The following is a 24,839-nucleotide window of genomic DNA, read 5'->3' on the forward strand; positions in this document are numbered from 1 at the left end:
TGACAAGACGCCTTCGCGAGCAAGCTCGCTCCCACAGTTGTTATGCGTTGTTCTTCTATCAGGCCAGGACGGGCAGGGCGCCCATCTTGCCGTGGCAGTACACCAGCGGCCCGGCGATTTGTTCGGGGACGATCAGGTTCTTCACTGCACCGACCATGATGGCGTGGTCGCCACCTTCGTATTCACGCCACAGCTCACATTCGATGATAGCCGTTGCGTTGGCGAGGATCGGGTTACCCAGTTCGCTCAAGGTCCATTCGATACCTTGCGCCTTGTCCTTTCCTTTGCGGGCGAAGGCGTAGGCTTCGCTTTGCTGGCCGCCGGACAGAACGTGGATCGCAAAGCGTTTGTTTTTGATCAGCACCGGGTAGGAGTCAGAGCTGTAGTTGGGGCAGAACAGCACCAGCGCCGGGTCCATCGACAGCGAGCTGAATGCACTCGCAGTCAGGCCGACGATCTGACCGTCATCGTCCAGGGTGGTGATAACGGTTACGCCGGACGGGAACGAGCCCATGACTTGTTTGTAGATGGCGGCATCGATCATTGGTCGGTCCTCGGGTGTGGTGCTACTGTTTTTATGTGTTTGTTGGTCTGATGGTATACCAGTATTCAATCTTTGCAAGGGCTTTCGAGCTGAACCGATAAACGTGCCGCGTTCGTCGGAAACTCAGCAATTACGGGGCTTTCGACTGGTCTGCAAGCCGCGGTTTCAGTAAGGATGGCGTATCAGATAACGCCGCAAACTACGGATCAGTCTTGTGAATTGTTTGGAATACCATAATATGGTCTGCATCTGAGGGGCGGCCAGAGAGTCCCCCCGGTTTGGCTTCATACAACGATAAGAACAGACCAACTCGAGTTCATGCATATGTCCCAGATGTCCCGGCAAGATCCGTTGATCGAGAATCATACGGTCGACTACGTCCCACTCGCGGAACGCCACGGGAAGGCCCGCGACCTTTTCACCCTGTGGTTCAGCACCAACATTGCGCCACTGCCCATCGTCACCGGCGCCATGGTGGTTCAGGTGTTCCATCTTGATTTGCTCTGGGGGCTGCTGGCGATTGCGCTGGGGCACATGATCGGCGGCGTGGTGATCGCGCTGGCCTCGGCGCAAGGCCCGCGCATGGGCATTCCGCAAATGGTCCAGAGTCGCGGCCAGTTCGGTCGCTACGGCGCGCTGTTGATCGTATTCTTCGCAGCGATCATCTACATAGGTTTCTTCATTTCCAACATCGTGTTGGCGGGTAAATCCATCGTCGGCATTGCGCCATCGGTGCCGGCGCCGTTGAGCATTCTGATCGGCGCACTGGCGGCCACGGCGATTGGTGTGATCGGCTACAACTTCATTCATACCCTGAACCGCATTGGCACCTGGGTGATGGGCAGTGCGTTGCTCGCCGGTTTCATCTATATCTTTGCCCATGACTTGCCGGCGGACTTCCTCACTCGCGGCAGTTTCAACTTGTCCGGCTGGCTGGCGACGGTGTCGCTGGGGATCATCTGGCAGATCAGCTTCTCGCCGTACGTGTCCGACTATTCGCGTTACCTGCCTGCAGATATCGGCATTGCCAAACCGTTTTGGGCGACCTATCTGGGTGCGACGCTGGGCACGATTCTGTCGTTCAGCTTCGGCGCCGTTGCCGTGCTGGCAACCCCGGAAGGTACTGAAGCGATGGTCGCGGTCAAGCAGTCGACGGGTTGGCTCGGGCCGATTCTGATGGTGCTGTTTCTGCTCAACATCATCAGCCACAACGCGCTGAATCTTTATGGTGCGGTGCTGTCGATCATCACCTCGATCCAGACTTTTGCCAGCCAATGGACGCCGAGCATCAAGGTACGCGTAGTGTTGTCGAGCGTGGTACTGGCGGGTTGCTGCGTAGTCGCACTCGGTGCTTCGGCGGATTTCATTTCCGAGTTCATCGGTTTGATTCTTGCGCTGTTGCTGGTGCTGGTGCCGTGGGCGTCGATCAACCTCATCGACTTCTACCTGATCAAGCGCGGCTGCTACGACATCACCTCGATCTTCCGCGCCGATGGCGGGGTTTACGGGCGCTTTAATCTGCATGCGATCATTGCTTATTTCATCGGCATCCTCGTGCAACTGCCATTCGCCAATACCTCGCTGTACGTCGGGCCTTACGCCAATCTGGTTGAGGGCGCGGACTTGTCCTGGCTGGTCGGCCTGGTGGTCACCGTTCCGTTGTATTACTGCCTGGCGACACGCGGCCAGACTCAGCAGAGCAGGGCGGCGAGGTTGGGTTACACCGATTGACCTGATCCGCTTCACAACAATGCCCGGCCATTCGCCGGGCATTGTTGTTTCCGCATTCCGGCGGTCAATCAAATTGGCCACATCGATCCCCTTTTGGCCCATCCCCCACTGTGCTCCAGCTACGCTGTCAGCAAGAATCAAAACCACAACGAGACGCTGGACCTTTTTTACCCTTGGCTACCTTTACAGCCGCTGCCGTGTACAGAACATAAAAACCATCGAACTCACGCTGCCTTTTGGGGAACAACCATGGTCACGATGAAACGCATTCTAGGCGCCACTGTGTGTGGGCTGACGCTGCTGGCCGGGGCCGTACAGGCCGAGCAACGCGAACTGCGCGTGTACAACTGGGCGGACTACATCCTGCCGTCCGTGCCCAAGGATTTCGCCGCAAAAAGCGGCATCAAAGTGACCTGGGACACCTTCGACACCAACGAATCCCTGGAAGCCAAACTGCTGACCGGCAACTCCGGTTACGACCTGGTGGTGCCGTCGAACCAGTTCCTTGAAACGCAGATCAAGGCTGGCGTGTTTCAGAAACTGGATAAATCGAAACTGCCGAACTGGAGCCACCAGGACCCGGAACTGTTGAAACTGCTGGGCAAGAACGATCCGGGCAACCAGTACGGCGTCCCTTACATGGTCGGCACCGTGTTGATTGGCTTCAACCCGGCCAAGGTCAAGGCAGCATTGGGCGACAACGCGCCGGTGGACAGCTGGGATCTGGTGTTCAAACCGGAGAACATGGAAAAGCTCAAATCCTGCGGTGTAGCGATGCTTGATTCGCCGACGGAAATCCTCCCGCTGGCTCTACATTATCTGGGCCTCGACCCGAACAGCCAGAACCCCGCCGACTATGAAAAAGCCAAGGAGTTGATGCTCAAGGTTCGTCCGTACGTGACCTATTTCAACTCGGCCAAGTACATGACCGACATCGCCAACGGCGACATCTGCGTGGCCATCGGTTACTCCGGCAGCTTCTACCAGTTCGGCAACCGCGCCAAAGAGGCCGGTAACGGTGTGGTAGTTGACTGGCGCTTGCCGAAGGAAGGCGCGCCTATCTGGTTCGACACCTTCGCCATTCCGAAGAGCGCGAAGAACGTCGCCGAGGCGCATGAATTCCTCAACAACCTGCTCGATCCGAAGGTGATCGCGCCGATCAGCGACTTCCTCGGCTACCCGAATGCGAACAAGGATTCGATACCGCTGATCAACAAGGAAATCACCGACAACCCGAACCTGACACCAACACCGGAAGCGCTGAAAAACCTCTACGTCGTGCAGCCGTTGCCGCAGAAACTTGAGCGTGTACGCACTCGCGTGTGGACCAGTATCAAGTCCGACAAGTAACTATCGGCCGAATGAAACCCCTGTGGGAGCGAGCTTGCTCGCGAAGGCGTCGGATCATCCAGCATCATCGTTGAATGACACAGCGCTTTCGCGAGCAAGCTCGCTCCCACAGGTTTATGTAGGGTGTCATTCAGTGCGGCGTTCGGCATCTTTGGTCATCACCAGACTCAGCAATACCGAACTCAGGATGACCCCACCCACCACCGCCAGCGACCATTCCACCGGCATGTGCAGCCACGGCATCAACACCATCTTGCCGCCAATGAACACCAGCACAATCGCCAGCCCATACTTGAGCAAGTGAAAGCGGTCCGCCATGTCCGCCAGCAGGAAATACAGCGCGCGCAATCCCATGATCGCGAAGATATTCGAAGTGAACACAATGAACGGATCAGTCGTCACGGCGAAGATTGCCGGGATGCTGTCGACCGCGAACATCAAATCACTGGCCTCAATCAACACCAGCACCAGAAACATCGGGGTGGCCCAGCGCACGCCGTTCTGCAAGACGAAAAAGCGTTCGCCATGAAAGCTGTTGGTGATGCGCATATGCCCGCGCACCCAGCGCAATAAAGGATTCTTGTCCAGATCCGGCTGGTGGTCGGCAAACACCAGCATCTTGATTCCGGTGAAGATAAGGAACACGCCAAACGCATACAGCAGCCATTCGAACTGCGACACCAGCCACACCCCGGCAAAAATCATCACTGCGCGCATCACGATCGCCCCGAGCACGCCGTACAGCAGCACTCGGCGCTGCAACTCGGGCGGTACGGCGAAGTAGCTGAAGATCATCACGAAGACGAACATGTTGTCGATCGACAGCGACTGCTCGATCAGATAACCGGTGAGGAATTCGAGGGTCTTCTCCCGGGCGATCTCGGCGCCGAACGCGCCGTGCAGGTACCACCAGAGCAGCGCTGCAAAACTCACCGCCAGCAAGCACCAGGCAATGACCCAGGACAAGGCTTCGCGCACTGAGACCCGATGCGCCTTGCGCCCACCGAAGACAAACAGGTCCAATGCCAGCATGGCAAGCACGAAGACGATGAAGGCGCCCCACATCCACGGTTCGCCGATATTGATGTTAGTGGCTGGCATGTCACGCTCCCTGTCTATTATTCGATTGGGGTCAGACGAGGCCAATGCTAACGACGCTTTTACGGCGAAGAAAAATCGTTTATTTCTGCGCAACAGTTCGTTAAAAACGAAGTATCTGCCCTCGTTGACAGCTCGGGCATTTTTTACGGAGCGACATTTCCAGCGATGAATACCGACATTCTCGAACCTCAAGCGGTGTGCAGCCCGATCACCAGTAGCGCGATTTTCATCGTCGCGACGCTGAATGCGGGGGCCGATGCTGCGCAAACCGTAAAAGACTGGTGCGGTGACGTCGCCGGGCTGGTGCGTTCGGTGGGCAAGCGTGTACCGACCGGCAATCTGACGTGCATTTGCGGCTTTTCCTCGAACGCCTGGGATCGCCTTTTTGGCAGTCCGCGCCCGGCGTCGCTGCACGGTTTCCGCGAATTTGGCGGGGAAAGGCGACATGCCCCGGCAACCCCGGGCGATCTGCTGCTGCACATTCGCGCCGATCAAATGGACCTGTGTTTTGAACTGGCCACGCAAATCATGGCGGTTCTCGGCGATGCGGTGACCGTGGTCGACGAAGTACAGGGGTTCCGCTATTTCGACATGCGCAGCATCATCGGTTTCGTCGACGGCACGGAAAACCCGGTCGGGCGCAAAGCGGTCAACTTCACTATCGTCGGTGACGAAGATCCGGATTTCAGCGGCGGCAGTTACGTGTTGGTGCAGAAATACCTGCACAACATGAGCGCGTGGAACGGCTTGAGCGTCGAGGCGCAGGAGCGGGTAATTGGTCGCACCAAACTCTCTGATATCGAACTGGATGACGCAGTAAAACCGAAAAACTCGCACAGCGCGCTGACCACCATCACCAACGCACAAGGCGAGGAAGTGAAAATCCTCCGCGACAACATGCCGTTCGGCCGACCGGGGGCAGGGGAGTTCGGCACGTTCTTTATCGGCTACGCGCGCTCGCCCGAGCCGATGGAGCAGATGCTGGAAAACATGTTCGTCGGCAAGCCGCCGGGTAACTATGACAAGTTGCTGGATTTCAGCACCGCCGTCACCGGCAGCCTGTATTTCGTGCCGTCGGCGGATTTGCTGGAAGAACTGGCGGATCGCTGATCAGCGGAAAAACTCCCCCGGCGTCTCCCCAAACTGCTGTCGAAACGCCGCAATAAACGCCGACGTCGAATCGTAGCCGCAGGCCAGCGCGACGTCGGTAACCCGTTCACCTTTTTCCAACGGCGTCAGCGCACCGAGCAGGCGCAAGCGCTGGCGCCAGGCGCGGAAGGTCAGGCCGGTGTCGCGCAGAAACAGGCGGGTGAGGGTCTTTTCGGTGACGCCGAACTTTTCGCTCCAGTGGCTCAGCGTGGTTTGCTGTTCCGGATGTTGTTCAAGGCTCTGGTAGATCTGCTTCAAGCGAGCGTCTTGCGGCAACGGTAACATCAGGTCGATTTGCGGTGCTTCGGCCAGTTGATCGAGGATCACTTGCGCCAGACGTCCGTGTGGGCCGCTCTGGTCGTATTCCACCGGGACCTGACTGAACGCGCGGATCAGTTCCCTGAGCAGATCGCTGACGCCGAGCACATGACAGCGCTCGATTGCCCATCCGGCAACGCTGCAATCGATGTACAGGCTGCGCATTTCCGTGTGCGGCGAGCTGAACACCCGATGCGGCACGCCCGCCGGGATCCACACGGCGCGCTCCGGCGGGGCGACAAAGCGGCCGACGCTGGTCTGGATTTCCAGCACACCCTGAATCGCGTAGGACAACTGCACCCACGGGTGGCTGTGGCGTCGGGTCAGGGCGCGATTGGGCAGTGATTCGGTGCGTCCGTACAGTGGACGCGGCAGGCTGGGCAAGCCGGGAATGCTGCGGCGAACGCTTTTGTCATGTCCTTTAGGCGGCATCTTGTGGCCCTTCGGCGTTAGTCGGTAATTGGCAGTCACGTTAGAGTCGTCGGCACGCACTGGCAACCCCGGATGAACCGACCATGACTCGCCCACGTTTTTTACCCGATAACTTCACCCTGACGCTGATCGGCGTCGTGCTGCTGGCCAGCTTCCTGCCGGCCAGCGGCCAGGTCGCCGTCGGTTTCGGCTGGCTGACCAACATCGCCATCGCGCTCCTGTTTTTCCTGCACGGCGCCAAGCTTTCCCGCGAGTCGATCATTGCCGGCGCCGGTCACTGGCGCCTGCATTTGCTGGTGTTCGGCCTGACCTTTGTGCTTTTCCCGTTACTGGGCCTGGCGCTGAAACCGCTGCTGTCACCGCTGATCGGCGACAAGCTGTACATGGGCATGCTTTACCTGTGTGCACTGCCGGCCACGGTGCAGTCGGCAATTGCTTTCACCTCGCTGGCGCGGGGCAATATCCCTGCGGCGATTTGCAGCGCGGCGGCGTCGAGCCTGTTCGGGATTTTCCTCACGCCGTTGTTGGTGACGCTGCTGCTCAATGTCCACGGTGATGGCGGTTCGACGCTGGAGGCGATCCTGAAAATCAGCGTGCAATTGTTGCTGCCGTTCATTGCCGGGCAGATCGCCCGGCGCTGGATCGGTGCGTGGGTGGGACGTAACAAGAACTGGCTGAAGTTCGTCGATCAAGGTTCGATTCTGTTGGTGGTTTACGGCGCATTCAGCGAGGCGGTCAACGAAGGTATCTGGCACCAGATTCCGCTCATCGAGTTGCTGGGGCTGGTGGTGGTCTGCTGCATTCTGCTGGCGCTGGTGTTGTTGGCGTCGACGTTGTTGGGCAAGGCCTTTGGCTTCAGCCAGGAAGACCGCATCACCATTCTGTTCTGCGGCTCGAAAAAGAGTCTGGCCACCGGTGTGCCGATGGCGCAGGTGTTGTTTGCCGGCAGCACGATTGGTGTGCTGATTCTGCCGTTGATGCTGTTCCATCAGATTCAGTTGATGGTCTGTGCGGTGCTCGCTCAGCGCTACGCGAAACGGCCGGAATCGGTGCCGGAGCTGATGGCGCAAGTCGACCCGTGATCGCCGCAGATCAGACGATATCGTCGATCAGGATATGCGACAGCCCCTTGCTGCACTGCTCGATCCGTGCTTCGACCTTGTAGACGTTGCGCAGCATCTGTTCGGTGATCACTTCACTGCTCGGGCCGCTGCCCTGCGCCGTGCCATCGGCAATCACCAGCACTTGATCGGCGAAACGTAACGCCTGATTCAGGTCATGGATGGCAATGAACACAATCACTTCACGCTTGCGCGCCAGGCGGCGCATGAAGTTCAGCACTTGCACTTGTCGATGCATATCGAGGGCGCTGGTCGGTTCGTCCATCAGCAGGATTTCCGGCTCGCGCACCAGCGTTTGGGCGATGGAGACCAACTGCTGCTGACCGCCGCTGAGTTCGCCGAGGTTACGAAACGATAACGCCGTGATGCCCAGCGCAGCGAGAATCTCGTCGACCAGTTTCAGTTCATCATCGTGGACCACCCAGCCCGGCGTCAGTTGCTTGCGCGCCAGCAGCACCGACTCATACACCGTCAATCTCGCGCTGGCGTTCAGGCCTTGCGGCATGTAACTGATGCCTGTCGGGCCTTTTTTCGACTCCTGCAGAATGACTTGCCCCGGCCCATCGATCAGCCCGGCCATGCGCTTGAATAACGTCGATTTACCGGCCGCATTGGGCCCGACCACGGCAACGACCTGACCGCCAAAAAACGTCGCCGTCGAGACGCCGCGAATGATTTCGCGCTGACCGTAGCGGGCGCCGAGATTCTCCAGTTGCAGCTTCACCATGAGTTTTTCTTCCCGCCGAGAATCAGAGAAATGAAGAACGGCACGCCGATCAGCGAGGTGACCACGCCGATGGGGAAAATGGCGCCGGGGATCAGGGTTTTGCTCACCACCGAACTGGCCGAAAGAATCAATGAGCCGGTGAGCAAGGAGGCCGGCAAAAAGAAGCGCTGGTCTTCACCGATCAGCATGCGCGCGATGTGCGGCCCGACCAGACCGATGAAACCGATGGTGCCGACGAAGGCCACGGGAAAGGAGGCGAGCAGGCTGACCATGATCAGCGTCTGAAAGCGCAAGCTGCGCACGTTGATGCCGAAACTGGCAGCCTTGTCGTCGCCCAGGCGCAGGGCGGTCAAGGCCCAGGCACGTCTGGCGAAAATCGGCAGGGTGATGAGGATCACCAGGCAGATCACCCCGAGTTTCGGCCAGGTGGCTTTGGTCAGGCTGCCCATGGTCCAGAACACCACGGCGGCGACGGCTTGCTCGGTGGCGAAGAACTGCACCAGCGCCAGCAGCGCATTGAAAGTGAACACCAGCGCGATGCCGAGCAGCACAATGGTTTCGGCAGTGACGCCACGGCGCATGCTCAGGAAGTGAATCAACAGCGCCGAGAGCATGGCCATGATAAAGGCGTTGAGCGGCACCATGAATTGCGCGGCCAGCGGGAACAGCGCAACACCGAACGCCAGGCCCAACGCCGCGCCGAAACTGGCGGCAGCGGAAATGCCCAAGGTGAACGGACTGGCCAACGGGTTGTTGAGGATGGTCTGCATCTGCGCGCCGGCCAGCGACAACGCCGCGCCCACGGCCACGGCCATTAGCGCAACCGGCAAACGAATATCCCACATCACCACGCGCACTTGTGGCGAAGCACTCTCCGGCGAGAACAGTGCGCCGAGCACTTCGCTGAAACTGTAACTCGCCGGGCCCAGTGCCAGATCGAGCAATACGCTGCACAGCAACAGAATCACCAGCCCAGCGAGGATCAGGCGTTTACGCAGCACCAGCCGACGGTAGGTTTCGCGCTGCACCTCGACGGTGTCGGTCAACGAACTCATTGTTTCGCCTCGGGGTTGCGCAGGCTGACGAAGTAGCCCGGCTCATACGGAACAGGCAGGAAGCGCTCATGCAGTTCGCGGAAGGAGGCGTCGGGATCGAGATCGGCAAACAGCTCCGGGTGGAACCATTTGGCCAATTGCTGAATGGCCACGAACTGGTAAGGGCTGTTGTAGAACTGATGCCAGATGGCGTGAAAGGCTTGCGTTTCCTGAGCCTTGATCCCGGCGTAGGCCGGACGCCGGGTGTACCACGCGAGTTTTTTTCGCGCCTCGGTCATGTTCGCACCGGGACCGACACCGACCCAATGGCCACCGGGCGCAAAGGCTTCCCAGTTGGCCGTCGTGACCACCACGTGCGCCGGATTGGCGACGATGACCTGCTCGGGATTCAACTGGCCGAACGTGGTCGGGATGATCCGCCGGGCAATATTGTTGCCGCCGGCCATGTCGACGAACAGGCCGAAATTTTCATTGCCGAAGCTCAGGCAGCAATCGTCGGTGTAGCCGCCAATGCGCTCGATGAACACGCTCGGGCGCTGAGGATGTTGTTTCTCGATGACGTCGGTGACGCGGTGAATCTGCTGGTTGCGAAAATCAATGAATGCCTCCGCGCGTTGTTCTTTACCGAATAGTTTGCCGAACAGACGCATGGTCGGTTCGGTGTTCTGCATCGGGTTGTTACGAAAGTCGACGTACACCACGGGGATGCCCAACGCGTCGAGCTTCTCGATATAGCGCGCGTCTTCGGTGGCATGCTGTGCCTCGATGTTGAGCACGATCACATCCGGGCGCTGCGAGATCGCTTGCTCGATGTCGAAGGTGCCGTCTTCAAAACCGCCGAAGGTGGGGATTTTGGCAATGCCGGGGAATTTGCGCCGGTAGGCGTTGTAGGTGTCCGGGTCGGACTGGATCAGGTCCTTGCGCCAGCCAACGATGCGTTCGATCGGGTTTTGAGTGTCCAGCGCGGCGACCAGATACAACTGCCGGCCTTCACCGAGAATGACCCGTCTCACCGGCAGATGCACCTTGACCTTGCGCCCGAGCAGATCCGTCACTTCGGTGCGCGCGGTATCCACTTCGGTGGCGTTTGCATTGCGCGGCGCCAGCGCAGACAGGCTCAGCAGTCCTGCCAGTAACAGCGCAGCCAAGGCGAGGCTGCGTCGATCGAAAATCACCATGGTCAAAGCCTTTGCAAAGGTCAGTTCGACCAACGGCTCACACCGCTGGCCGACTGAACGTTTCAGAAATCGACAGTCGCCGACAGTAATAAGGTGCGCGGTGAGCCTTGGGAGAACGCGCCGTAGGAAGCGACGCCCGACCAGTACTCGTGGTCGAACACGTTCTGCACGGTGGCGCGAAACGTAGTCGGTCGATCATCGATGCGTGTGCTGTAGCGGGCGCCGACGTCGTAGCGCGTCCAGTCATCGAGTTGTTGTGTGTTGGCCTGGTTCACGTACTGGCTGCCGGTGTGGATCGCGCCACCGGTCAGCGTCAGGCCCTCGACCCACGAGGTGTCCCATTCGACCCAGAGGTTGGCCTGAACCTCGGGCACGCCGACCGGTTTGTTGCCTCGGTTGGCGGCCACGCCGGTTTTCGTCAGTTCGGCATTGAGCAAGGTCACGCCTCCAAGCAGGCGAGTGCCTGGTGTGACTTCGCCGAACACGTTCAGCTCCAGCCCGCGATTGCGTTGTTCGCCCCGCACCGAGAACACCCCGGAGGCCAGTTCGCCGCTGGGTTTGGTGATCTGAAACAGGCTGATGGTGGAGGTAAACGTGCCGTAGTCGGCCTTGATCCCGAGTTCGTGTTGGCGGGAAATGTACGGGGCGAAGATCTCGCCGGCGTTCGACGCAGTGGAAGGCGCGATGTCGCCCTTGCTCAAGCCTTCGAGGTAGTTGTAGTAGAACGAAACGTGATCCCATGGCTTGATCACAGCGCCGAACAACGGTGTCGTTCGGCCGTCGTCGTAGGACGTGGTCACCACGCCGGCGGCGTTGTAGTTGTCGGATTTGATGTTCTGTTTGCGCAAGCCCAGGGTTACCTGCGCGCGGTCATCGAGAATCGACAGCGTGTCCGCAAGCGCCACGCCAGTCAGTTCGCTCTCCGAGACCTTCGGCGTATCCGGCTTGGGGATGTAAGGTTGCGGGCGATCCACCGGGTGATAAATGTTCGACAGAATCGGCGCGCCGGAAATGATCCCGCGCGACAACACATCGCGATAGCGACTGACTTGCACGGTGGTGCGGTGACTGATCGGGCCGGTATCGAAGCGCAGCCGCGCACCGGCGTCGACGGTGTAACGCTCGACTTCAAATTTGTAATAGCCGGGAATTGAAGAAGTGTCGCCGGCCGAATTGATAATGGTCGGCGTCTGGTCGGACATCCGCGCGACATCGGATTTGCCGCCGCCGGCATGGGCGAACACCGTCAATGCATCGCTGAGGTCATATTCGCCGCTGAGCAGCGCAGACTTGTCTCGGGTGGTCGACCAGCCCCAGTCCTGACTGACGTTGGTTCGGCCGTTGGCGGCGGAAGGAATCTCCACGCCCGAGGCAATCAGGAACGGCCGCGAAGCCGCGTCGAAGCTTTCTTTCTGGTTGAGCCAGTCGAAGGTTGTGCGCAGGCGGTCGCCCTGGTAATCGAGGGAGATCGCGCCGATGTCGACATGCCGCGATTGATTGTCGATCACCGTGTCGCCCAATTGCGTGCTGCCGTTGAAGCGCACACCGAAGCGGCGTTCTTCGCCGAAACGCCGACTGACGTCGAGATGGCCACCGGCCTGAGAATCCATGGCGTAACTGGCGGTGAAGCGGGTCAGGTCTTCATCGAGAGAGCGCTTGGGCACCACGTTGATCACGCCGCCCACCGCGTTGTTGGGTGACATACCGTAGAGCAGGGCGCCGGGGCCTTTGACCAGTTCGATGCGCTCGGCGTATTCGGTGAATACCCGATAGTTGGGAGCGACACCGTACACACCGTCGAAGGCCAGTTCACCAAGGTTGCCTTCGCCGACGGGAAAGCCACGAATGAAGAATGAATCGACGATCCCCCCCGTCTGGCCGGTGGAGCGCACCGAAGAATCACGTTCCAGCACATCGCCGACGGTGACGGCCTGTTGATCCTTGATCAGCGCCGAGGTGTAAGTGCTGACACTGAAGGGAGCGTCCATCACATCGGTATTGCCAAGAATGCCCAGACGTCCGCCGTTGGCCACCTGACCACCTGCATAGACGTCTGGCAGGGAGTCGGCGCGCTTTTCGGTGCCGATGATCGATGTTTCATCCAGCGTTACCCGGCGCGGCACCAGCGTGTAGCTGCCGTCACTGCGCAAGACCATGTCCAGACCACTGCCCTCCAGCAAGCGATTGACCGCCTCTTGCGTAGAGAACTTGCCAATCAGCGCAGGACTGCTCAAACCTTCGGTCAACGAGGGCTGGAACGACAAGGCAATACCAGCGTCCACGGCAAAACTCGACAGGGTCGCACCCAGCGGCCCGGCGGGAATGTTGTAGGCGCGAACCGCGACAGCGTCCAGTTGCACCGGCACGGCGGCCAAGGCAAACGGGCATACGGCACCGATCAGGACAAGGCTTAGCAACGCACTGCGAACAACGGGTTTGAACTGACGATCCGGGCGCAGGAGGCGTGCAGCAAGCATGGATGAATGAGCCTATGAACAGGACGGAAAGGTGCTACTCCCCATTTGCCAGTCGAGATCAGAAAAAGTATCACCGGGACGGCAAATATTTTTTCACTCAGGCAGGGGAAAGCATGACCCAGTAGCCATTCAAGTGGCCGCTGACGAGAATCGGGTAGGTTTGCGCGAGCATGTTCAGCGTGCGCTGGCTGTCGCTGATGGGATAGGCGCCGGAAACGCGCAGATCGGCGATCGCCGGATCGAGGCGCACGAAGCCACGGCGATAGCGCGTCAGTTCCTCGACGAAGTCGGCCAGGCGCATCTTGTCGGCCATCAGCATGCCTTGCGTCCAGGCACCGACATAACGGTCGGCAACGCTGAGCTGGCCAAAGGTGTGGGACGAGAAGTCGGTGCGTTGACCGGCGTTGACGATCAGCGGCGTGGTCTGGCGATTGTCCGCGAGCTCGACTTTGACCGCACCTTCCAGCACCGCGAGGTGCGTGCGCGGTTGCAGTTCGCGCACGGTGAAACGCGTGCCCAGTGCCTGCATGCGACCTTGACGGGTGCTGACCAGAAACGGTCGCGCCAACGGTGAAATGTCCGGCGCGGTCTGCACCAGTATTTCGCCTTCGCGCAGGTGAATGAGGCGTTGATCAGCGTCGAACAGCACGTCGATGGCGGTGTCGGTGTTCAGGGTGATTTTCGAGCCGTCGGCCAGGGTCAGCTCGCGTTGCTGGCCAATCGCAGTGCGGTAGTCAGCTGACCATTGCTGCGACTCTGCCAGCTTCCAGCTGCCCCAACCGGCCGGCAGGATGGCCAGAATCATCGCCAGTTTGCCCAGCGCCGCGCGGCGCTCCGGGCTGCTTGGGCGGTCGAGTGCCGACATTGCCAATGACGGTGGCAGGCCGCCAAGTTTGCTCTTTAGTAACTGCGCGCGGGCCCAGGCACGAGCGCGCTCGGGCGTGCTGACTTTCCAGCATTCCCACTCGCCGCGCTCGCTGTCAGTGAGTTCGCCATCACTCATGCGGATCAGCCAGTCGGCGGCTTCCTCCAGCGCCTGGTGATCGAGGTGTGGTTCATTGCGCCGTGCGAGCATTCACTCCACCAGCAACAGGCACTGCATGAAGGCTTGCTTCATGTAGCGTTTGACGGTGATCAGCGAAACGCCCAGTTGCTCGGCAATGTCATCGTATTTAAGGCCGCTGATCTGCGACAGCAGGAACGCGCGTTTGACCAGCGGCGGCAGGGCGTCGAGCATCGCGTCGATTTCGTGCAGGGTCTCCAGCACCATGAAACGCAATTCCGGCGAAGGCACTTCCGGCGCCGGCACATGGGCGAGGGCGTCCAGGTAGGCACGTTCCAGCGCTTTGCGTTGATACCAGTTGACCAGAATGCCCTTGGCCACACAGCTCAGATAGGCGCGCGGCTGCTCAATGACGGTGACTTGCGAGGCGAGAATGCGCGTGAAGGTGTCCTGCGCCAGATCCGCCGCATCCATGGCGTTTCCCAGTTTTTTTCTCAGCGTCGCGTACAGCCAGCCGTGATGGCCGCTGTACAGGGCTTCGATCGCGCGCAGGTGATTGTCATTATTCGCGGGAAGGGTTTCGCTCATGGCTGCAGATTTTCATGCAATTGAGAAGTATTCCCAATGCTAGTTTACAAACCCTGTGTGACGCAAGCGCCGATTGGTGTCCTGTTCAGACGCCCTGCAAACCGCGCAGTGCAGCGACCATCGTGTCGATTTCCGCCTCGGTGTTGTACGCATGCAACGAGGCACGGCTGACCTCCAGCAAGTCTCTGTGTTGCATGTCGAGCAGGGTCGAGCGGAACGTCGAGGTGCTGACGTTGATGCGCTTTTCCTGGCCGGCCAGCCGCTGCTGAACGTGCGCGGCGCTGCTGTCGCGATGAGTAAACGTGACGATGCCGGACTTCTGCACCCCGAGGTCTCGCGGCGTGATGCCGGGGATATCTGTCAGTTGCCGGCGCAGGTAATCGGCCAATTGTTGAATCCGTAACCACATCGGTTCGATGCCTTGCGCCAGCGCGTATTCCACTGCCGCACCGAGACCGAGTTTGGCGGCGACGTTGCATTCCCAGTTCTCGAAGCGTCGGGCATCGGCGCGGATGGTAAACGTGTCGGCGCTCTGCAAGGCGGCAGCATGCAGGTCGAGAAACGCCGGCTCGAGGTTCTGACACAGGGACCTCTCGACATACAAGAAACCCATCCCCCGTGGCCCACGCAGGTATTTGCGGCTGGTGGCGGCGAGCATGTGGCAGCCGATTTTCTGCACATCGATCGGCATCTGCCCGACACCCTGGCAAGCGTCGAGCAGAAACAGCACGCCAGCCGAACGGGCGAGGGCGCCGATCTGCTCGACGGGTTGCACCGGGCCGCCGTTGGTGGCGATCATCGGCAGGGAAATCAGCGCAACGCGATCATCGTCGAGCATGTCCTTTAAGGCCGGCAGTGAAACCTGGCCGTGCTCATCGTTGGGGATGACACGAATCTCGATGCCCCGGCGCTGCTTCATTTGCAGATAAGGAATGTAGTTGCCGGCGTACTCGGTGGTCGATGTCAGCAGCACATCGCCGGGTTGCAGCGGTAACGAATAAAACGCCATGTCCCAGGCGCGGGTCGCATTTTCGATGATCGCGATTTCATCGGGTCGAGCGTTGAGCAAACGGCCGATGGCGGAATAAACGTTTTCCACTTCGGCCGACTGCTGCCCGGCCGCTTCGTAGCCGCCCAGACTCGCTTCAAGCTGAATATGACGGGTCATCGTTTCGATCACCGGCGCGGGCATCAGCGCCGCCCCGGCATTGTTGAAGTGGATCAGTTGCGCGACGGCGGGGGTGTCGGCACGCAGTTGTTCAATGTTCAAAAGCAGACTCCTTGATCATTCCCCGTCCGGGGCAGGGCTCGGCTGCATCGCCGCCGGCCAGTAGCGCAGGGCGACAATCGGGATCAGTGCGACGACATAGGCAAGGCAAACAAACAGATAGGTGTACTGCAAACCGTAGACCTGACTGAGCAGGCCGCCGGCCGAAATCCCCGCAATCGAAGCGAATTGCGCAGTGCCCTGAGCGATGCCCAGTACATGACCTTGCTGTGAGCTGTCAGCGGTTTTCGAGATCAGCGCCATCAGCACCGGTGTGGTTGCACCCAGCAGCACGCCCCAGATGAAGTAGGCAATGACAAACACCACCGGGTTGTGGGTGACGCCTGCCACCGCAGTGAGGACGATGCAGCCGATGACCACGTAAGTCATGCGCTGCAAGGTGTCCTGCTGACCACGGTGTTCGAAATAGCGCGACCACGCCGTGGCCGACAGAATGAAGCCCAGCGCCAGCAAGCCGTAGCAGAGGCCGACCACCGAATTGCTGACCTCGAACACCGAGCTGACATACAGCGAAAACGAAGTCTGCGGCAGCATTCGCGCCAGCAACAGAATGCCCATCACACCGAGCAGCGACAGCAATGGCGAGCCTTGCCAGAGACTGCCGGAACGAACCGGCACAGCCTTGTCGACGACCACGGCTTTCTTCACCGGCGGCACGTCCGGCAAGGTCACGGCGGCGATCACGGTACACACCGCACACAGCGCCGAGGCGATGATGTTGATCCAGAAGAACGTCGCGTAATCAAGGATCAGACCGCCGACCACTGCACCCAGCAGCGAGCCGACATTGGTCGAGATTTGCAGAATGGCGAACAGCCGTGCACGTCGCGACGGTGCCTCAATGCTGACGCCATAAGCCTGTGCCGGCGCGATATAGCCGGCAAACGCGCCTTGCAGAAAACGCAGGATCAGAATGACCCAGATATCACTGAAGAGGGCCAGCCCCAGTTGGGTCAACGACAAACCGGCGAGCGCGCGGATCATCATCAACTTGTGGCCGTAGCGATCGCCGATGCGGCCCCAGAAGGCACTGGTGAGAATAATGCCCAGCATCGGCCCGACGTACACGACGATGCTGGCGAAGCTGAAAACCGACTCGGAGCTGGTCAGCCCACGCAGGTGGACAGGCCAGAACGGCCCGCTCATTTCCATCGCGCCCATCGACACCAACTGGATCGCGAATAGAAGATAAATCAGGATTCTTACTCTCGAACCCTGGATGGCACCTGCATGGGACATGAGTCAGCCTCGGTTAAACGCTAGCGAGCGGGTTGGTCAGGGTGTGCTGCAAACGATAGTTGCTGTACTGCATCATGTGCATGCGCAGCAACGAACGAGTCGGCCATGGGTCTTCGACGAACGCTTTGTGTTCGACTTCCCAGACATCGGGCGCGACACGATCACGCACGGCTTCGAAGGCAAGGTCGGTTTCCTCGCGCAGAATCTGCCACAGCCGCGTGTTATTGAAGCCGTACTCTTTGGTCAGCCACAGGGCGATCTCATGCAGGTGCGTGAGGAACGCCGCGTCCAGCACAAACATGCGCACCGGCTCGATATCACCGGAGAACACCGTCGGCAGAATGCCCGGCTGTACGTGCGGTTGCAGGCTGTATCCACGACCTTCCAGCAACGGCGCGTAAGTGCGGCCATCGCCGAAATCGCGGATCAGCAGACTACGTGCTTTGCCGTCCGGGGAGAACAGCACCATGGTGTTTTGCTGATGGGCTTCGAGGCCGATGCCGTACATCAAGTAGATCGCCACCACCGGATGGGTGACCACTTTGGCGTACTCGCGGAACCATTCCTCGACCTGCGCAGCATGGGCGCGCAGACCGTCGCGCTCGATCAGATCGGTGAACAACGGACGACCACTGCCCGGCAAACGGGTGAACAGCGATGCGACGGTAATCGGCAGGCAATCATCCTGGCGTTCGAACGCTGGCGCACTGCTGCGATAGACCACGGACAAATGCCGGCCCGGATGATCGTCCTGAGTGACGGCGTTTTTGTAGCGCACACCGATTTCTTCCGGGAAGATTTCCAGGCGCTGATCAAAGCCGTTTTCCGTCTCAAGAATCTTGCTGATCACCGTGCTGATGCGCGGGCCCATGTGAATCGACTTGGCTTGCAGGCTGCGCAGTTCGCTGGTCATCCACACGGCGATGGGCAGTTTGATCAGCGGCGCGCTTTCATCCAGCACCGGCATCATCGTGCGATACGACATGGTCGGCAGGGCAGGAAGATCCGGGCCATCGGTGATCAGGATGCCGTCGGCGATTTCTGCTGCGAAGGTTTTCAGTACGTAGGCTTGTAAATGCCAGCTGTGGATCGGCAAGGGCAACCACTGGTTTTCGTCCAGCCCCTTGCTGTTGAGCGAGGCTTTCCATTGCGTCCATTGCGTCGGGAAGTTTTCAGCGAACCAGGCGCGGTAATCGATCACGTGCGGCATGCTTTCGCTTTTCGCGTTGTCGGCACGCAACGCGGCGATGCGCAGCGGCACTTGTGCGTTGAACTCCGGTGACAGCTGCTCGACTTCCTCATCGGTGAGGCCCGGGCGCGCCTTCCACGTCGGGTAATAAGGATGACCTTCCAGCGAACCCCACTGGTCGAGCAGAATGGCGGCATCCTTGGTTTTGGCGTGCTGGCGCAGATAGTCGGTGAAGCTGTCCAGCCCATGATCCTTGGCCGCTTGCTCCAGTCGGGCGTTCCATTGCTGGCGATGCTGACGGGCGTGGGCGTCGTTGGTCAGGCTGTTTTCCATGTCGGATTTGAGCCCGGCGATACCGTCGTCGGTCGGCGCGAAGTCGAAGCTGTCGCGCAGCACATCGAGCATGTCCTGATGGCTGGTGATGACCTGGCGTACGCCTTCATCGGTCACCAACACCACGTCTCCGTCGTTGACCAAGGTATCGGCCGGGCCTTTGGCGATGTCGGAAAAGGCCAGATGGGCGCGACCGCCCTTGAGCGGGTAAGTCGCCTGGTGGCCCTCGACGGAAAAGCTCAGGGCCGAACGGTCGAGGATGTTTTCCGCAAACAGGCAACGCACCAGACGGCGCATGGCGTTTTTGCGGGAGTAGGCGATCAGTGTCTTGAAGTCATCCATATCAGCGGTCTGCTCGTCGAAAATTGAGAAAGAAGTTCAAGCGGCGGCGCTTGTCGTGTGTGGCCATTGGTGCGGGAAGTAGTCGAGTGCCGAGCCGCGCAGGCCCTCCATGTAGGCCACGCTCCACTGCAGGACTTCCTCGATGTAAGGCACCTTGAGGTCGAAGCGTTTGGCCATTTCCACCAGCAGCACCAGACCGTAGGCGACGTCTTCGTTGAAGGCGCGGCTCTCGCGTTCGATCACATAGCCGGCGCGGTTGTCGGCAGCCGGCACCATCGGTGCGAGGATGTCGTTGTAGGCCTGATTGGTGCGCAGGATCGAGAGCATGCTGCTCTGGTCGCGGATCTGCTCGCCGTAGGCCTCGACGATTTCCTGTTTCAGGGATTTCACCGAAGACAGGTCGATGCCCAGACGCTGGCTGATCACCTCGCACAGTTCCTGGCTTTCCTGATCCATGCGTTCGAGGAAATACGCGCCGAGTTCCGGACACTCGGTCCACCAGCACATGCGCTGCGGGAAAATCTTGCGATGCCACTGGCCGTAAGGGCCGATGAGGCCGTAGATCACCGAGCTGTGCATGATCGGGTTGCCCGGCGTCAGGGTGATTTCCAGAAAGTGGTCGAGCATTGTCACGCACGGGCCATACAGCCGGGTGAGTGTTTTCTCCAATTGGCGGCGCGCGGTTTGCGGCTCTCGGGCATGGGTCGCGACATACAACTGGCTTTTGCCACCACCCATTTTGATCGACCGTCCCGGGGTCAATTCAAACGCCGTGTGCGGCACATCCTTCATGCCCCAGATCACCACATTCGGCCGGTCGGGCAGGGTCGCTTCAGCCAGCCAGTCGAAACCGCAGAAGCCGGGAATTGCGCCGATGAATACCGGTTTGCTGGTGGTCAGATGCGGAGCGATGTCCTTCAGGGTTTGCGGGCGGGCATGGGCCGGCACGGTGATGATGACGATGTCAGCATCTTCCACCGCAGCCCTGGCATCGCTGGTCACTCGATCCAGTCGGGCGCTCAGCGTCGAGCCGTCCGGCAACAAGGCCTGCATCGGCGTCTGGCGGGCGTGCTGTTCGATGACCTCCTGATTGTGGGTGTGCAGCGAAACCTGAACATCGGGCAGTTGCTTGAACAGGATGGCGTTGAGATGGCCAGTCCTGCCGCCACCACAGATGGCGACTTTCAACAGATTCATCGAGAGGCGTTCCTGTGTGAAGGGTGGGTCATGCGACGCTCAGTTGCAGCGGCGCGGAAACAGAGTCCAGCCAGTGGGTCTTGCCCAGCCAGGCATCCAGCTGCGGGGCGATGCTCGGATCGATCAGGTCGCGTTCTTGCAGCCAGTTGTCGTCGAACACGGTGTGCAGGTATTTCTCGCCGCCGTCGGCGATCGGCACCACGACGTTGCCGGTCAGCACGCCTTTGTGGATCAGCTCCAGCGCCTTGAAAATCGCACCGCCAGTCGAGCCGCCGACCAGCAAGGCAAAGTTGCGCGCGATGTAGCGGGCGGTTTCGAACGCCTGCGAGTCGCTGACTTGCACACCGAGATCGATGCAGCTGTAGTCGAGCACCAGACCCACGGTGTCGCCGGCCGGCGTGCCGGTGCCGGATTGGTAATACGGATAGCCAGGGTGACCGAAGACAATCGAGCCGGCCGGTTCCACCGCGACGGTGACGGTGTCCGGGTTGTGCACTTTCAAGCCGCGAGCGATGCCGGTCATCGAACCGCCGGTGCCGACACAACCGACGTAAGCGCCGACAACGCCTTCAGCCTGCACGATGGTTTCGCGGACGAAATCGCTGTAGCCGCCGGCATTGGCGGCGTTGTCGGACTGGTTCATGAACACCGCGCCGGGAATCTCGCTCGCCAGTTCGGCGGCCATCTGCTGGCGCTCGACCACCGCGACTTCATCTTCGCGATAGGTGCCTTTGACGAAACGAATGTCGGCCCCAAGGGCTTTCATCACGGCGATCTTGTCTTGTGCCGCATGGTGGTCGACCACAGCGATGAAATGCAGACCGAATTCGACGGCTGCCATGGCCAGACCAATCCCGGTATTGCCGGACGATGACTCGACCACCACGCCGCCGGGTTTCAAGCGACCGGACTTGAGCGCGGCCAGCACCATGTTGCGCGCCATGCGATCTTTGATACTGCCGCCGGGGTTGTTCTTTTCAATCTTCAACAACAAACGGGCATCAGTATCCGGAACATCAATACCCAACATTGGCGTATTGCCAATAAGGTCAGAGACTTTAGTCAATATCATTGCAATTGTTCTCTTTAGTAGTCAGGTGAAAACGCATAGTTACCTTCCGTACAACAGGTCGCCGTCAACCGCCGGGGCAGGGGATGGCGATGAAACTCGTTTTCCAGCAAGTCCATCTGGTAACCGGCGGTGTTGATATAAATCAATAAGTCACCGGCGTGCGGTGCCGTCGCAAAGTTGATCAGGCGATGGGTGATGATGTCATCGTCCAGGCAACTATGGCCGGCGATATATGCTTGAATCGGCGGGTGTGGCTGTTGTGTGCTGCTGATAAGTATCGGATCTATCAGGTATTCCGAGGCAAACCAGGTTTCGCAGGCGCTGAAACTGCTGCCCTCCACGAAGATGACGGTTTTGTTGTCGGCCAACTGTTTGCTGCGCGTGACGCGAAATATTGAAATGGCTGCCTGGTCGACCAGACTTCGGCCGGGCTCAAGTGCTAGTGTTATTTGCTGGGTCTTCAAGTAATTGGCAATAGACAAGCCGTGAGAATGCTCGGCTTCGAGTAATAACGTCAGCCATTGTGTCGCGGTCAACTCACTGCCGTAAGGGTAATAAGAGGCTGGGACTTTCTGGTTGCAATAGTGGCTGGGGTTATTGTCGTTTTGCAGGAATCGAGCATAGGCCTGCGGTTCGACATAACGAATCGGCAAGCCGCCACCGATGTCGATCATCTGCGGATTCAAGCCCGTTTCCCTGGCAGCCTCGATGAACCCGGTGACCTCGCGAAACGCTTGCGCACGAGATTCGAATCCGTAGCCGCCGAGGTGGAAATGAAAGCCTTCCAGGTGAAAGCACTCAAGTTGTCCGGTCAGCCGTTGCAGGCATTCGAGCAGATCTTCCGCGCCCATTCCGAATCGGCTTTTCTGGCTGCTATTCGGCCTGTAACGCAGTAAGACTCTGGCTTTCGCGCGCAACGCCTGTGCTGTCACCACACTGCGCAGGTGATCGAATTCCTCCAGCGAATCGACACAAATCAATGAGCCGGCACTGATCAATGCCTGATGAAAAACGGCTGTTTTAGCCGGTCCTGTGGCGCAGATTTTTGTGCCCGACACGCCGGCGCGCAGGGCGGCATGCAGTTCGTGAATGCTCGACACATCGACGCCGATTGCCGAATTTGCGGCAGCGCCGAGCATGCTCTGCGACTTGTTGGCCTTGGCGCCATAGAAGAGCGCATGCGCTACGTCGTGCTGCTTCAGTACTGTCAGCAAGGCTTGCGTGTTCAGTTCAAATGCATGGGGCCAGACCACATTCAACGGCGAACCATATTGTTCTGACAAGTTTACAAGTGTGCTCGGGAACTTGTTGATAAGTGTGGAAATAACCGGATCGATCAGCGGTGTTAACATCTCCGGATGATGAACTTTATATGGTTGTTCAGCGGCAGGTTTATTTGCTGTAGACATAGTTAACCCCTGACGTCGAAAAAATACGTCGCCATTGATAGTTCGATCACCGATCTTTATCGGTGTATAGAGTCTTTTTTGCTCGTCAGATACGAGGCTTTAAAAACTCGGGGGCGGATGCCAAGTGAAATCCGCTATTGGATCCGAAGCCCTGATCGTAATAAATGGTTCACAAAACAACCGCATGAGAACCCCTTTCCATAAGGTTTGTACGAGTGTGCTAATTGGCCAATAGTTACTGGCCAATCCCCTGTAATGACCCGTGCCTGATATTCAAGTGACATCAGCGACAGGTACTTACCGAAATAACGAAAACGTGCTTTGAAGCGAGGATAGTTCCTCTTGGCGGCGTGAACAATATTGCGAACAGGAACGATTATCAAGTAAGGTTTTCAAATATTTTTGAATAAAGACCTGCTCAAGGCGAATCCATGAACGTGTATTTACACGCTCAAGGACTCGTTCGCCCCGAGATAAAAAAGTCCGTTAATTCCTTGAACAATAAGGCGTTAAGGGCTGTTGCGATAAGTCCCGGAACGGCAGGTAAAACCGCCGCTCAAGGGGCCTGAAAATTTTCAGAAACCACGACTGGTTCACGCCAAGGAGCAACGCCATGCAATCCGATCGACTCAGCCGCAAAGCGCCACTCGCGATCAGCTACCTGTTCGTGCCGGGCAATCGTCCCGAGCGATTCGCCAAAGCCTGCGAAGCAGGGCCGGACGCGATTATTCTCGATCTTGAGGATGCCGTTCATCCGGACAGCAAGGCCGCCGCCCGTGACGCCATTCGGGCGTGGCAGGAGAAAACGCCGAACGTTGCTTGTGAGCGTTACATTCGCCTCAACAGCGTCAGCAGCGCGTTGTTTGACCAGGACCTGAGCTGGCTCGGCGACATGCGTTACCCCGAGCGCTGCGACGGGATTTTCCTGCCCAAGGCCGAATGTCCCGAAGCCCTGACGCGGGTGGTCGAGGGCCTGCTGGCGTGGCAGCCGGCACTGAAGATCGTTGCGATCATCGAGACCGCCAAAGGCCTGCAGCAGGTTGAGTCAATCGCCGCGATTGCGGGGCTGACGCGGCTGGCGTTCGGCTCGCTGGATTTCTCGCTGGACATCAACTGCAGCCAGACCCCGGAGGCGTTTCTGTTCGCCCGCAACCGCATCGTGCTGGCTTCGCGCACGGCGGATCTGCCGTCGCCGATCGATGGTGTGACGCCGGCCATCAGCGATTTGGCGGTGGTCGGCAAGGACTCGCATTACGCCCGTTCGCTGGGCTTCGGCGCCAAGCTGTGCATCCATCCCGGTCAACTGGCCACGGTGCAACGCGCCTTCCTGCCGGACTCACGCCAGTTGGCCTGGGCCGATCGCGTGATGCGAGCGGTGGCGACGGGCAGTCACGCGGTGCAAGTGGACGGCGAGATGGTCGACTTGCCGCTGATCGAACACGCTCAGCGACTGCTGGATGTGGCCAGCCAGCACGCGTCGGTTGACCACGCCGATGCCTGCTGAATCCCCGGCGAATCAGGAGATCACCATGGAACACGGTTATCAGATTGCGCTGCGACCGCTGTGCGAAGTGTTGCAGTCGGAGCAGGTCGACCCGGCCAACGTGACGATGCTGCGCGAGTCGATTGTCCGTGCCGGGCATTGGCTGGAGCCGATCATCGTCGAGCGTTCGCGTGGCATCGTCATGGACGGCAATCACCGGTTCAACGCCGCGTTGCAGCTGGGCTTGAAACGGGTGCCGTGCATCCAGCTCGATTACACCGATCCGCGAGTCTGCGTGCGGCACTGGCAAACCGGGCAGGCGTTCGAGGTGGCGCGGATTTTCACCACCATCGCTCGCGGCGAGATTTTCCCTTACAAGACCACCCGGCACGCGTTTGACCCAGCGTTGCCGGTGGTCGCGATTCCGCTGGAGCGCCTCTACGCCTGAGCCTCATCGAGCCACGGCAAAAAAACTTTACTGCGGGTGATACTTTTTCGCAGATCGACTGGCAA

The 24,839-nt window shown here is 59.3% G+C and carries 21 protein-coding genes; 6 read left to right on the top strand and 15 right to left on the bottom strand.

Features of this window, described 5'->3' with window-relative positions:
• Positions 1-58: 58 nt before the first annotated feature.
• The gene (locus ACZ0A4_RS06710; protein ID WP_016987069.1) at positions 59-544 is read right to left on the bottom strand and encodes a flavin reductase family protein; all 486 of its coding nucleotides are present in this window, start codon (positions 542-544) and stop codon (positions 59-61) included.
• Positions 545-868: 324 nt separating this feature from the next.
• On the opposite strand from ACZ0A4_RS06710, the gene ACZ0A4_RS06715 reads away from it, so the two are divergent.
• Together ACZ0A4_RS06715 and ACZ0A4_RS06720 are read left to right on the top strand one after the other, a co-directional pair.
• Entirely contained in the window at positions 869-2,275 is a 1,407-nt protein-coding gene (locus ACZ0A4_RS06715; protein WP_463573706.1) for a purine-cytosine permease family protein, read from the top strand.
• Between the two features lie 249 nt (positions 2,276-2,524).
• Positions 2,525-3,625: a polyamine ABC transporter substrate-binding protein gene (locus ACZ0A4_RS06720; protein ID WP_141127597.1), complete on the top strand. Its 1,101-nt coding sequence runs from the start codon at positions 2,525-2,527 to the stop codon at positions 3,623-3,625.
• 126 nt (positions 3,626-3,751) lie between these two features.
• Here ACZ0A4_RS06720 and ACZ0A4_RS06725 read toward each other — a convergent pair whose 3' ends face one another.
• Positions 3,752-4,726 carry a TerC family protein gene (locus tag ACZ0A4_RS06725; RefSeq protein ID WP_463573707.1) on the bottom strand — a complete coding sequence of 325 codons (975 nt, stop codon included), beginning with the start codon at positions 4,724-4,726 and terminating at the stop codon, positions 3,752-3,754.
• Between the two features lie 165 nt (positions 4,727-4,891).
• On the opposite strand from ACZ0A4_RS06725, the gene ACZ0A4_RS06730 reads away from it, so the two are divergent.
• Entirely contained in the window at positions 4,892-5,836 is a 945-nt protein-coding gene (locus tag ACZ0A4_RS06730) for a Dyp-type peroxidase (protein WP_463573708.1), read from the top strand.
• On the opposite strand, the gene ACZ0A4_RS06735 is transcribed toward ACZ0A4_RS06730, so the two are convergent.
• A complete protein-coding gene (locus ACZ0A4_RS06735; RefSeq protein WP_463577499.1) occupies positions 5,837-6,625 on the bottom strand; it encodes an AraC family transcriptional regulator in 789 nt (262 codons plus the stop codon). It lies immediately after the preceding gene.
• An 83-nt stretch (positions 6,626-6,708) separates the two neighbouring features.
• Here ACZ0A4_RS06735 and ACZ0A4_RS06740 point away from each other — a divergent pair, with 83 nt between their 5' ends.
• Positions 6,709-7,707, top strand: coding sequence for a bile acid:sodium symporter family protein (locus tag ACZ0A4_RS06740; protein ID WP_463557773.1), 999 nt, complete (start codon positions 6,709-6,711; stop codon positions 7,705-7,707).
• A gap of 10 nt (positions 7,708-7,717) precedes the next feature.
• Here the strand turns inward: ACZ0A4_RS06740 and ACZ0A4_RS06745 are convergent, their stop codons facing one another.
• The 12 genes from ACZ0A4_RS06745 to ACZ0A4_RS06800 form a co-directional block, all read right to left on the bottom strand.
• On the bottom strand, positions 7,718-8,473 hold the full coding sequence (locus tag ACZ0A4_RS06745; protein ID WP_463573709.1) for an ABC transporter ATP-binding protein: 756 nt from the start codon (positions 8,471-8,473) through the stop codon (positions 7,718-7,720).
• Positions 8,467-9,528: a FecCD family ABC transporter permease gene (locus ACZ0A4_RS06750; RefSeq protein ID WP_242206174.1), complete on the bottom strand. Its 1,062-nt coding sequence runs from the start codon at positions 9,526-9,528 to the stop codon at positions 8,467-8,469. Before ACZ0A4_RS06750 ends, ACZ0A4_RS06745 begins: the two co-directional genes overlap by 7 nt.
• On the bottom strand, positions 9,525-10,706 hold the full coding sequence (locus ACZ0A4_RS06755) for an ABC transporter substrate-binding protein (RefSeq protein ID WP_463573710.1): 1,182 nt from the start codon (positions 10,704-10,706) through the stop codon (positions 9,525-9,527). The genes ACZ0A4_RS06750 and ACZ0A4_RS06755 overlap by 4 nt, the downstream gene beginning before the upstream one ends.
• Before the next feature lie 62 nt (positions 10,707-10,768).
• Complete coding sequence (locus ACZ0A4_RS06760; protein ID WP_463573711.1) at positions 10,769-13,183, bottom strand: TonB-dependent siderophore receptor; 2,415 nt, start codon at positions 13,181-13,183, stop codon at positions 10,769-10,771.
• 97 nt (positions 13,184-13,280) lie between these two features.
• The gene (locus tag ACZ0A4_RS06765) at positions 13,281-14,258 is read right to left on the bottom strand and encodes a FecR domain-containing protein (protein WP_463573712.1); all 978 of its coding nucleotides are present in this window, start codon (positions 14,256-14,258) and stop codon (positions 13,281-13,283) included.
• Positions 14,259-14,774: a sigma-70 family RNA polymerase sigma factor gene (locus ACZ0A4_RS06770; protein WP_463573713.1), complete on the bottom strand. Its 516-nt coding sequence runs from the start codon at positions 14,772-14,774 to the stop codon at positions 14,259-14,261.
• A gap of 85 nt (positions 14,775-14,859) precedes the next feature.
• Complete coding sequence (locus tag ACZ0A4_RS06775; RefSeq protein WP_463557779.1) at positions 14,860-16,044, bottom strand: aminotransferase class V-fold PLP-dependent enzyme; 1,185 nt, start codon at positions 16,042-16,044, stop codon at positions 14,860-14,862.
• A 15-nt stretch (positions 16,045-16,059) separates the two neighbouring features.
• On the bottom strand, positions 16,060-17,301 hold the full coding sequence (locus ACZ0A4_RS06780) for an MFS transporter (RefSeq protein ID WP_463573714.1): 1,242 nt from the start codon (positions 17,299-17,301) through the stop codon (positions 16,060-16,062).
• A 13-nt stretch (positions 17,302-17,314) separates the two neighbouring features.
• Positions 17,315-19,165: an IucA/IucC family protein gene (locus tag ACZ0A4_RS06785; RefSeq protein WP_463573715.1), complete on the bottom strand. Its 1,851-nt coding sequence runs from the start codon at positions 19,163-19,165 to the stop codon at positions 17,315-17,317.
• Between the two features lie 36 nt (positions 19,166-19,201).
• Positions 19,202-20,362 carry an NAD/NADP octopine/nopaline dehydrogenase family protein gene (locus ACZ0A4_RS06790; RefSeq protein ID WP_463573716.1) on the bottom strand — a complete coding sequence of 387 codons (1,161 nt, stop codon included), beginning with the start codon at positions 20,360-20,362 and terminating at the stop codon, positions 19,202-19,204.
• Positions 20,363-20,390: 28 nt separating this feature from the next.
• Positions 20,391-21,434: a PLP-dependent cysteine synthase family protein gene (locus ACZ0A4_RS06795; protein ID WP_463557783.1), complete on the bottom strand. Its 1,044-nt coding sequence runs from the start codon at positions 21,432-21,434 to the stop codon at positions 20,391-20,393.
• A 14-nt stretch (positions 21,435-21,448) separates the two neighbouring features.
• Positions 21,449-22,843, bottom strand: coding sequence for a Y4yA family PLP-dependent enzyme (locus ACZ0A4_RS06800; protein WP_463573718.1), 1,395 nt, complete (start codon positions 22,841-22,843; stop codon positions 21,449-21,451).
• Positions 22,844-23,456: 613 nt separating this feature from the next.
• On the opposite strand from ACZ0A4_RS06800, the gene ACZ0A4_RS06805 reads away from it, so the two are divergent.
• Both ACZ0A4_RS06805 and ACZ0A4_RS06810 read left to right on the top strand, forming a co-directional pair.
• A complete protein-coding gene (locus ACZ0A4_RS06805; RefSeq protein WP_463557785.1) occupies positions 23,457-24,347 on the top strand; it encodes an HpcH/HpaI aldolase/citrate lyase family protein in 891 nt (296 codons plus the stop codon).
• A complete protein-coding gene (locus tag ACZ0A4_RS06810; RefSeq protein ID WP_463557786.1) occupies positions 24,337-24,774 on the top strand; it encodes a transcriptional regulator in 438 nt (145 codons plus the stop codon). Before ACZ0A4_RS06805 ends, ACZ0A4_RS06810 begins: the two co-directional genes overlap by 11 nt.
• Positions 24,775-24,839: the final 65 nt, after the last annotated feature.

This window comes from Pseudomonas sp. AC172 (assembly GCF_979258595.1).

Bases quoted from the DNA above. Each gene is read 5' to 3' on its own strand.
- ACZ0A4_RS06780 (WP_463573714.1), bottom strand. From the start codon at position 17,301: ATGTCCCATGCAGGTGCCATCCAGGGTTCGAGAGTAAGAATCCTGATT.
- ACZ0A4_RS06795 (WP_463557783.1), bottom strand. From the start codon at position 21,434: ATGATATTGACTAAAGTCTCTGACCTTATTGGCAATACGCCAATGTTG.
- ACZ0A4_RS06805 (WP_463557785.1), top strand. From the start codon at position 23,457: ATGCAATCCGATCGACTCAGCCGCAAAGCGCCACTCGCGATCAGCTAC.
- ACZ0A4_RS06810 (WP_463557786.1), top strand. From the start codon at position 24,337: ATGCCTGCTGAATCCCCGGCGAATCAGGAGATCACCATGGAACACGGT.
- ACZ0A4_RS06770 (WP_463573713.1), bottom strand. From the start codon at position 14,774: ATGAGCGAAACCCTTCCCGCGAATAATGACAATCACCTGCGCGCGATC.
- ACZ0A4_RS06735 (WP_463577499.1), bottom strand. From the start codon at position 6,625: ATGCCGCCTAAAGGACATGACAAAAGCGTTCGCCGCAGCATTCCCGGC.
- ACZ0A4_RS06760 (WP_463573711.1), bottom strand. From the start codon at position 13,183: ATGCTTGCTGCACGCCTCCTGCGCCCGGATCGTCAGTTCAAACCCGTT.
- ACZ0A4_RS06750 (WP_242206174.1), bottom strand. From the start codon at position 9,528: ATGAGTTCGTTGACCGACACCGTCGAGGTGCAGCGCGAAACCTACCGT.
- ACZ0A4_RS06765 (WP_463573712.1), bottom strand. From the start codon at position 14,258: ATGCTCGCACGGCGCAATGAACCACACCTCGATCACCAGGCGCTGGAG.
- ACZ0A4_RS06745 (WP_463573709.1), bottom strand. From the start codon at position 8,473: ATGGTGAAGCTGCAACTGGAGAATCTCGGCGCCCGCTACGGTCAGCGC.
- ACZ0A4_RS06710 (WP_016987069.1), bottom strand. From the start codon at position 544: ATGATCGATGCCGCCATCTACAAACAAGTCATGGGCTCGTTCCCGTCC.
- ACZ0A4_RS06790 (WP_463573716.1), bottom strand. From the start codon at position 20,362: ATGAATCTGTTGAAAGTCGCCATCTGTGGTGGCGGCAGGACTGGCCAT.
- ACZ0A4_RS06730 (WP_463573708.1), top strand. From the start codon at position 4,892: ATGAATACCGACATTCTCGAACCTCAAGCGGTGTGCAGCCCGATCACC.
- ACZ0A4_RS06720 (WP_141127597.1), top strand. From the start codon at position 2,525: ATGGTCACGATGAAACGCATTCTAGGCGCCACTGTGTGTGGGCTGACG.
- ACZ0A4_RS06715 (WP_463573706.1), top strand. From the start codon at position 869: ATGTCCCAGATGTCCCGGCAAGATCCGTTGATCGAGAATCATACGGTC.
- ACZ0A4_RS06755 (WP_463573710.1), bottom strand. From the start codon at position 10,706: ATGGTGATTTTCGATCGACGCAGCCTCGCCTTGGCTGCGCTGTTACTG.
- ACZ0A4_RS06785 (WP_463573715.1), bottom strand. From the start codon at position 19,165: ATGGATGACTTCAAGACACTGATCGCCTACTCCCGCAAAAACGCCATG.
- ACZ0A4_RS06800 (WP_463573718.1), bottom strand. From the start codon at position 22,843: ATGTCTACAGCAAATAAACCTGCCGCTGAACAACCATATAAAGTTCAT.
- ACZ0A4_RS06740 (WP_463557773.1), top strand. From the start codon at position 6,709: ATGACTCGCCCACGTTTTTTACCCGATAACTTCACCCTGACGCTGATC.
- ACZ0A4_RS06725 (WP_463573707.1), bottom strand. From the start codon at position 4,726: ATGCCAGCCACTAACATCAATATCGGCGAACCGTGGATGTGGGGCGCC.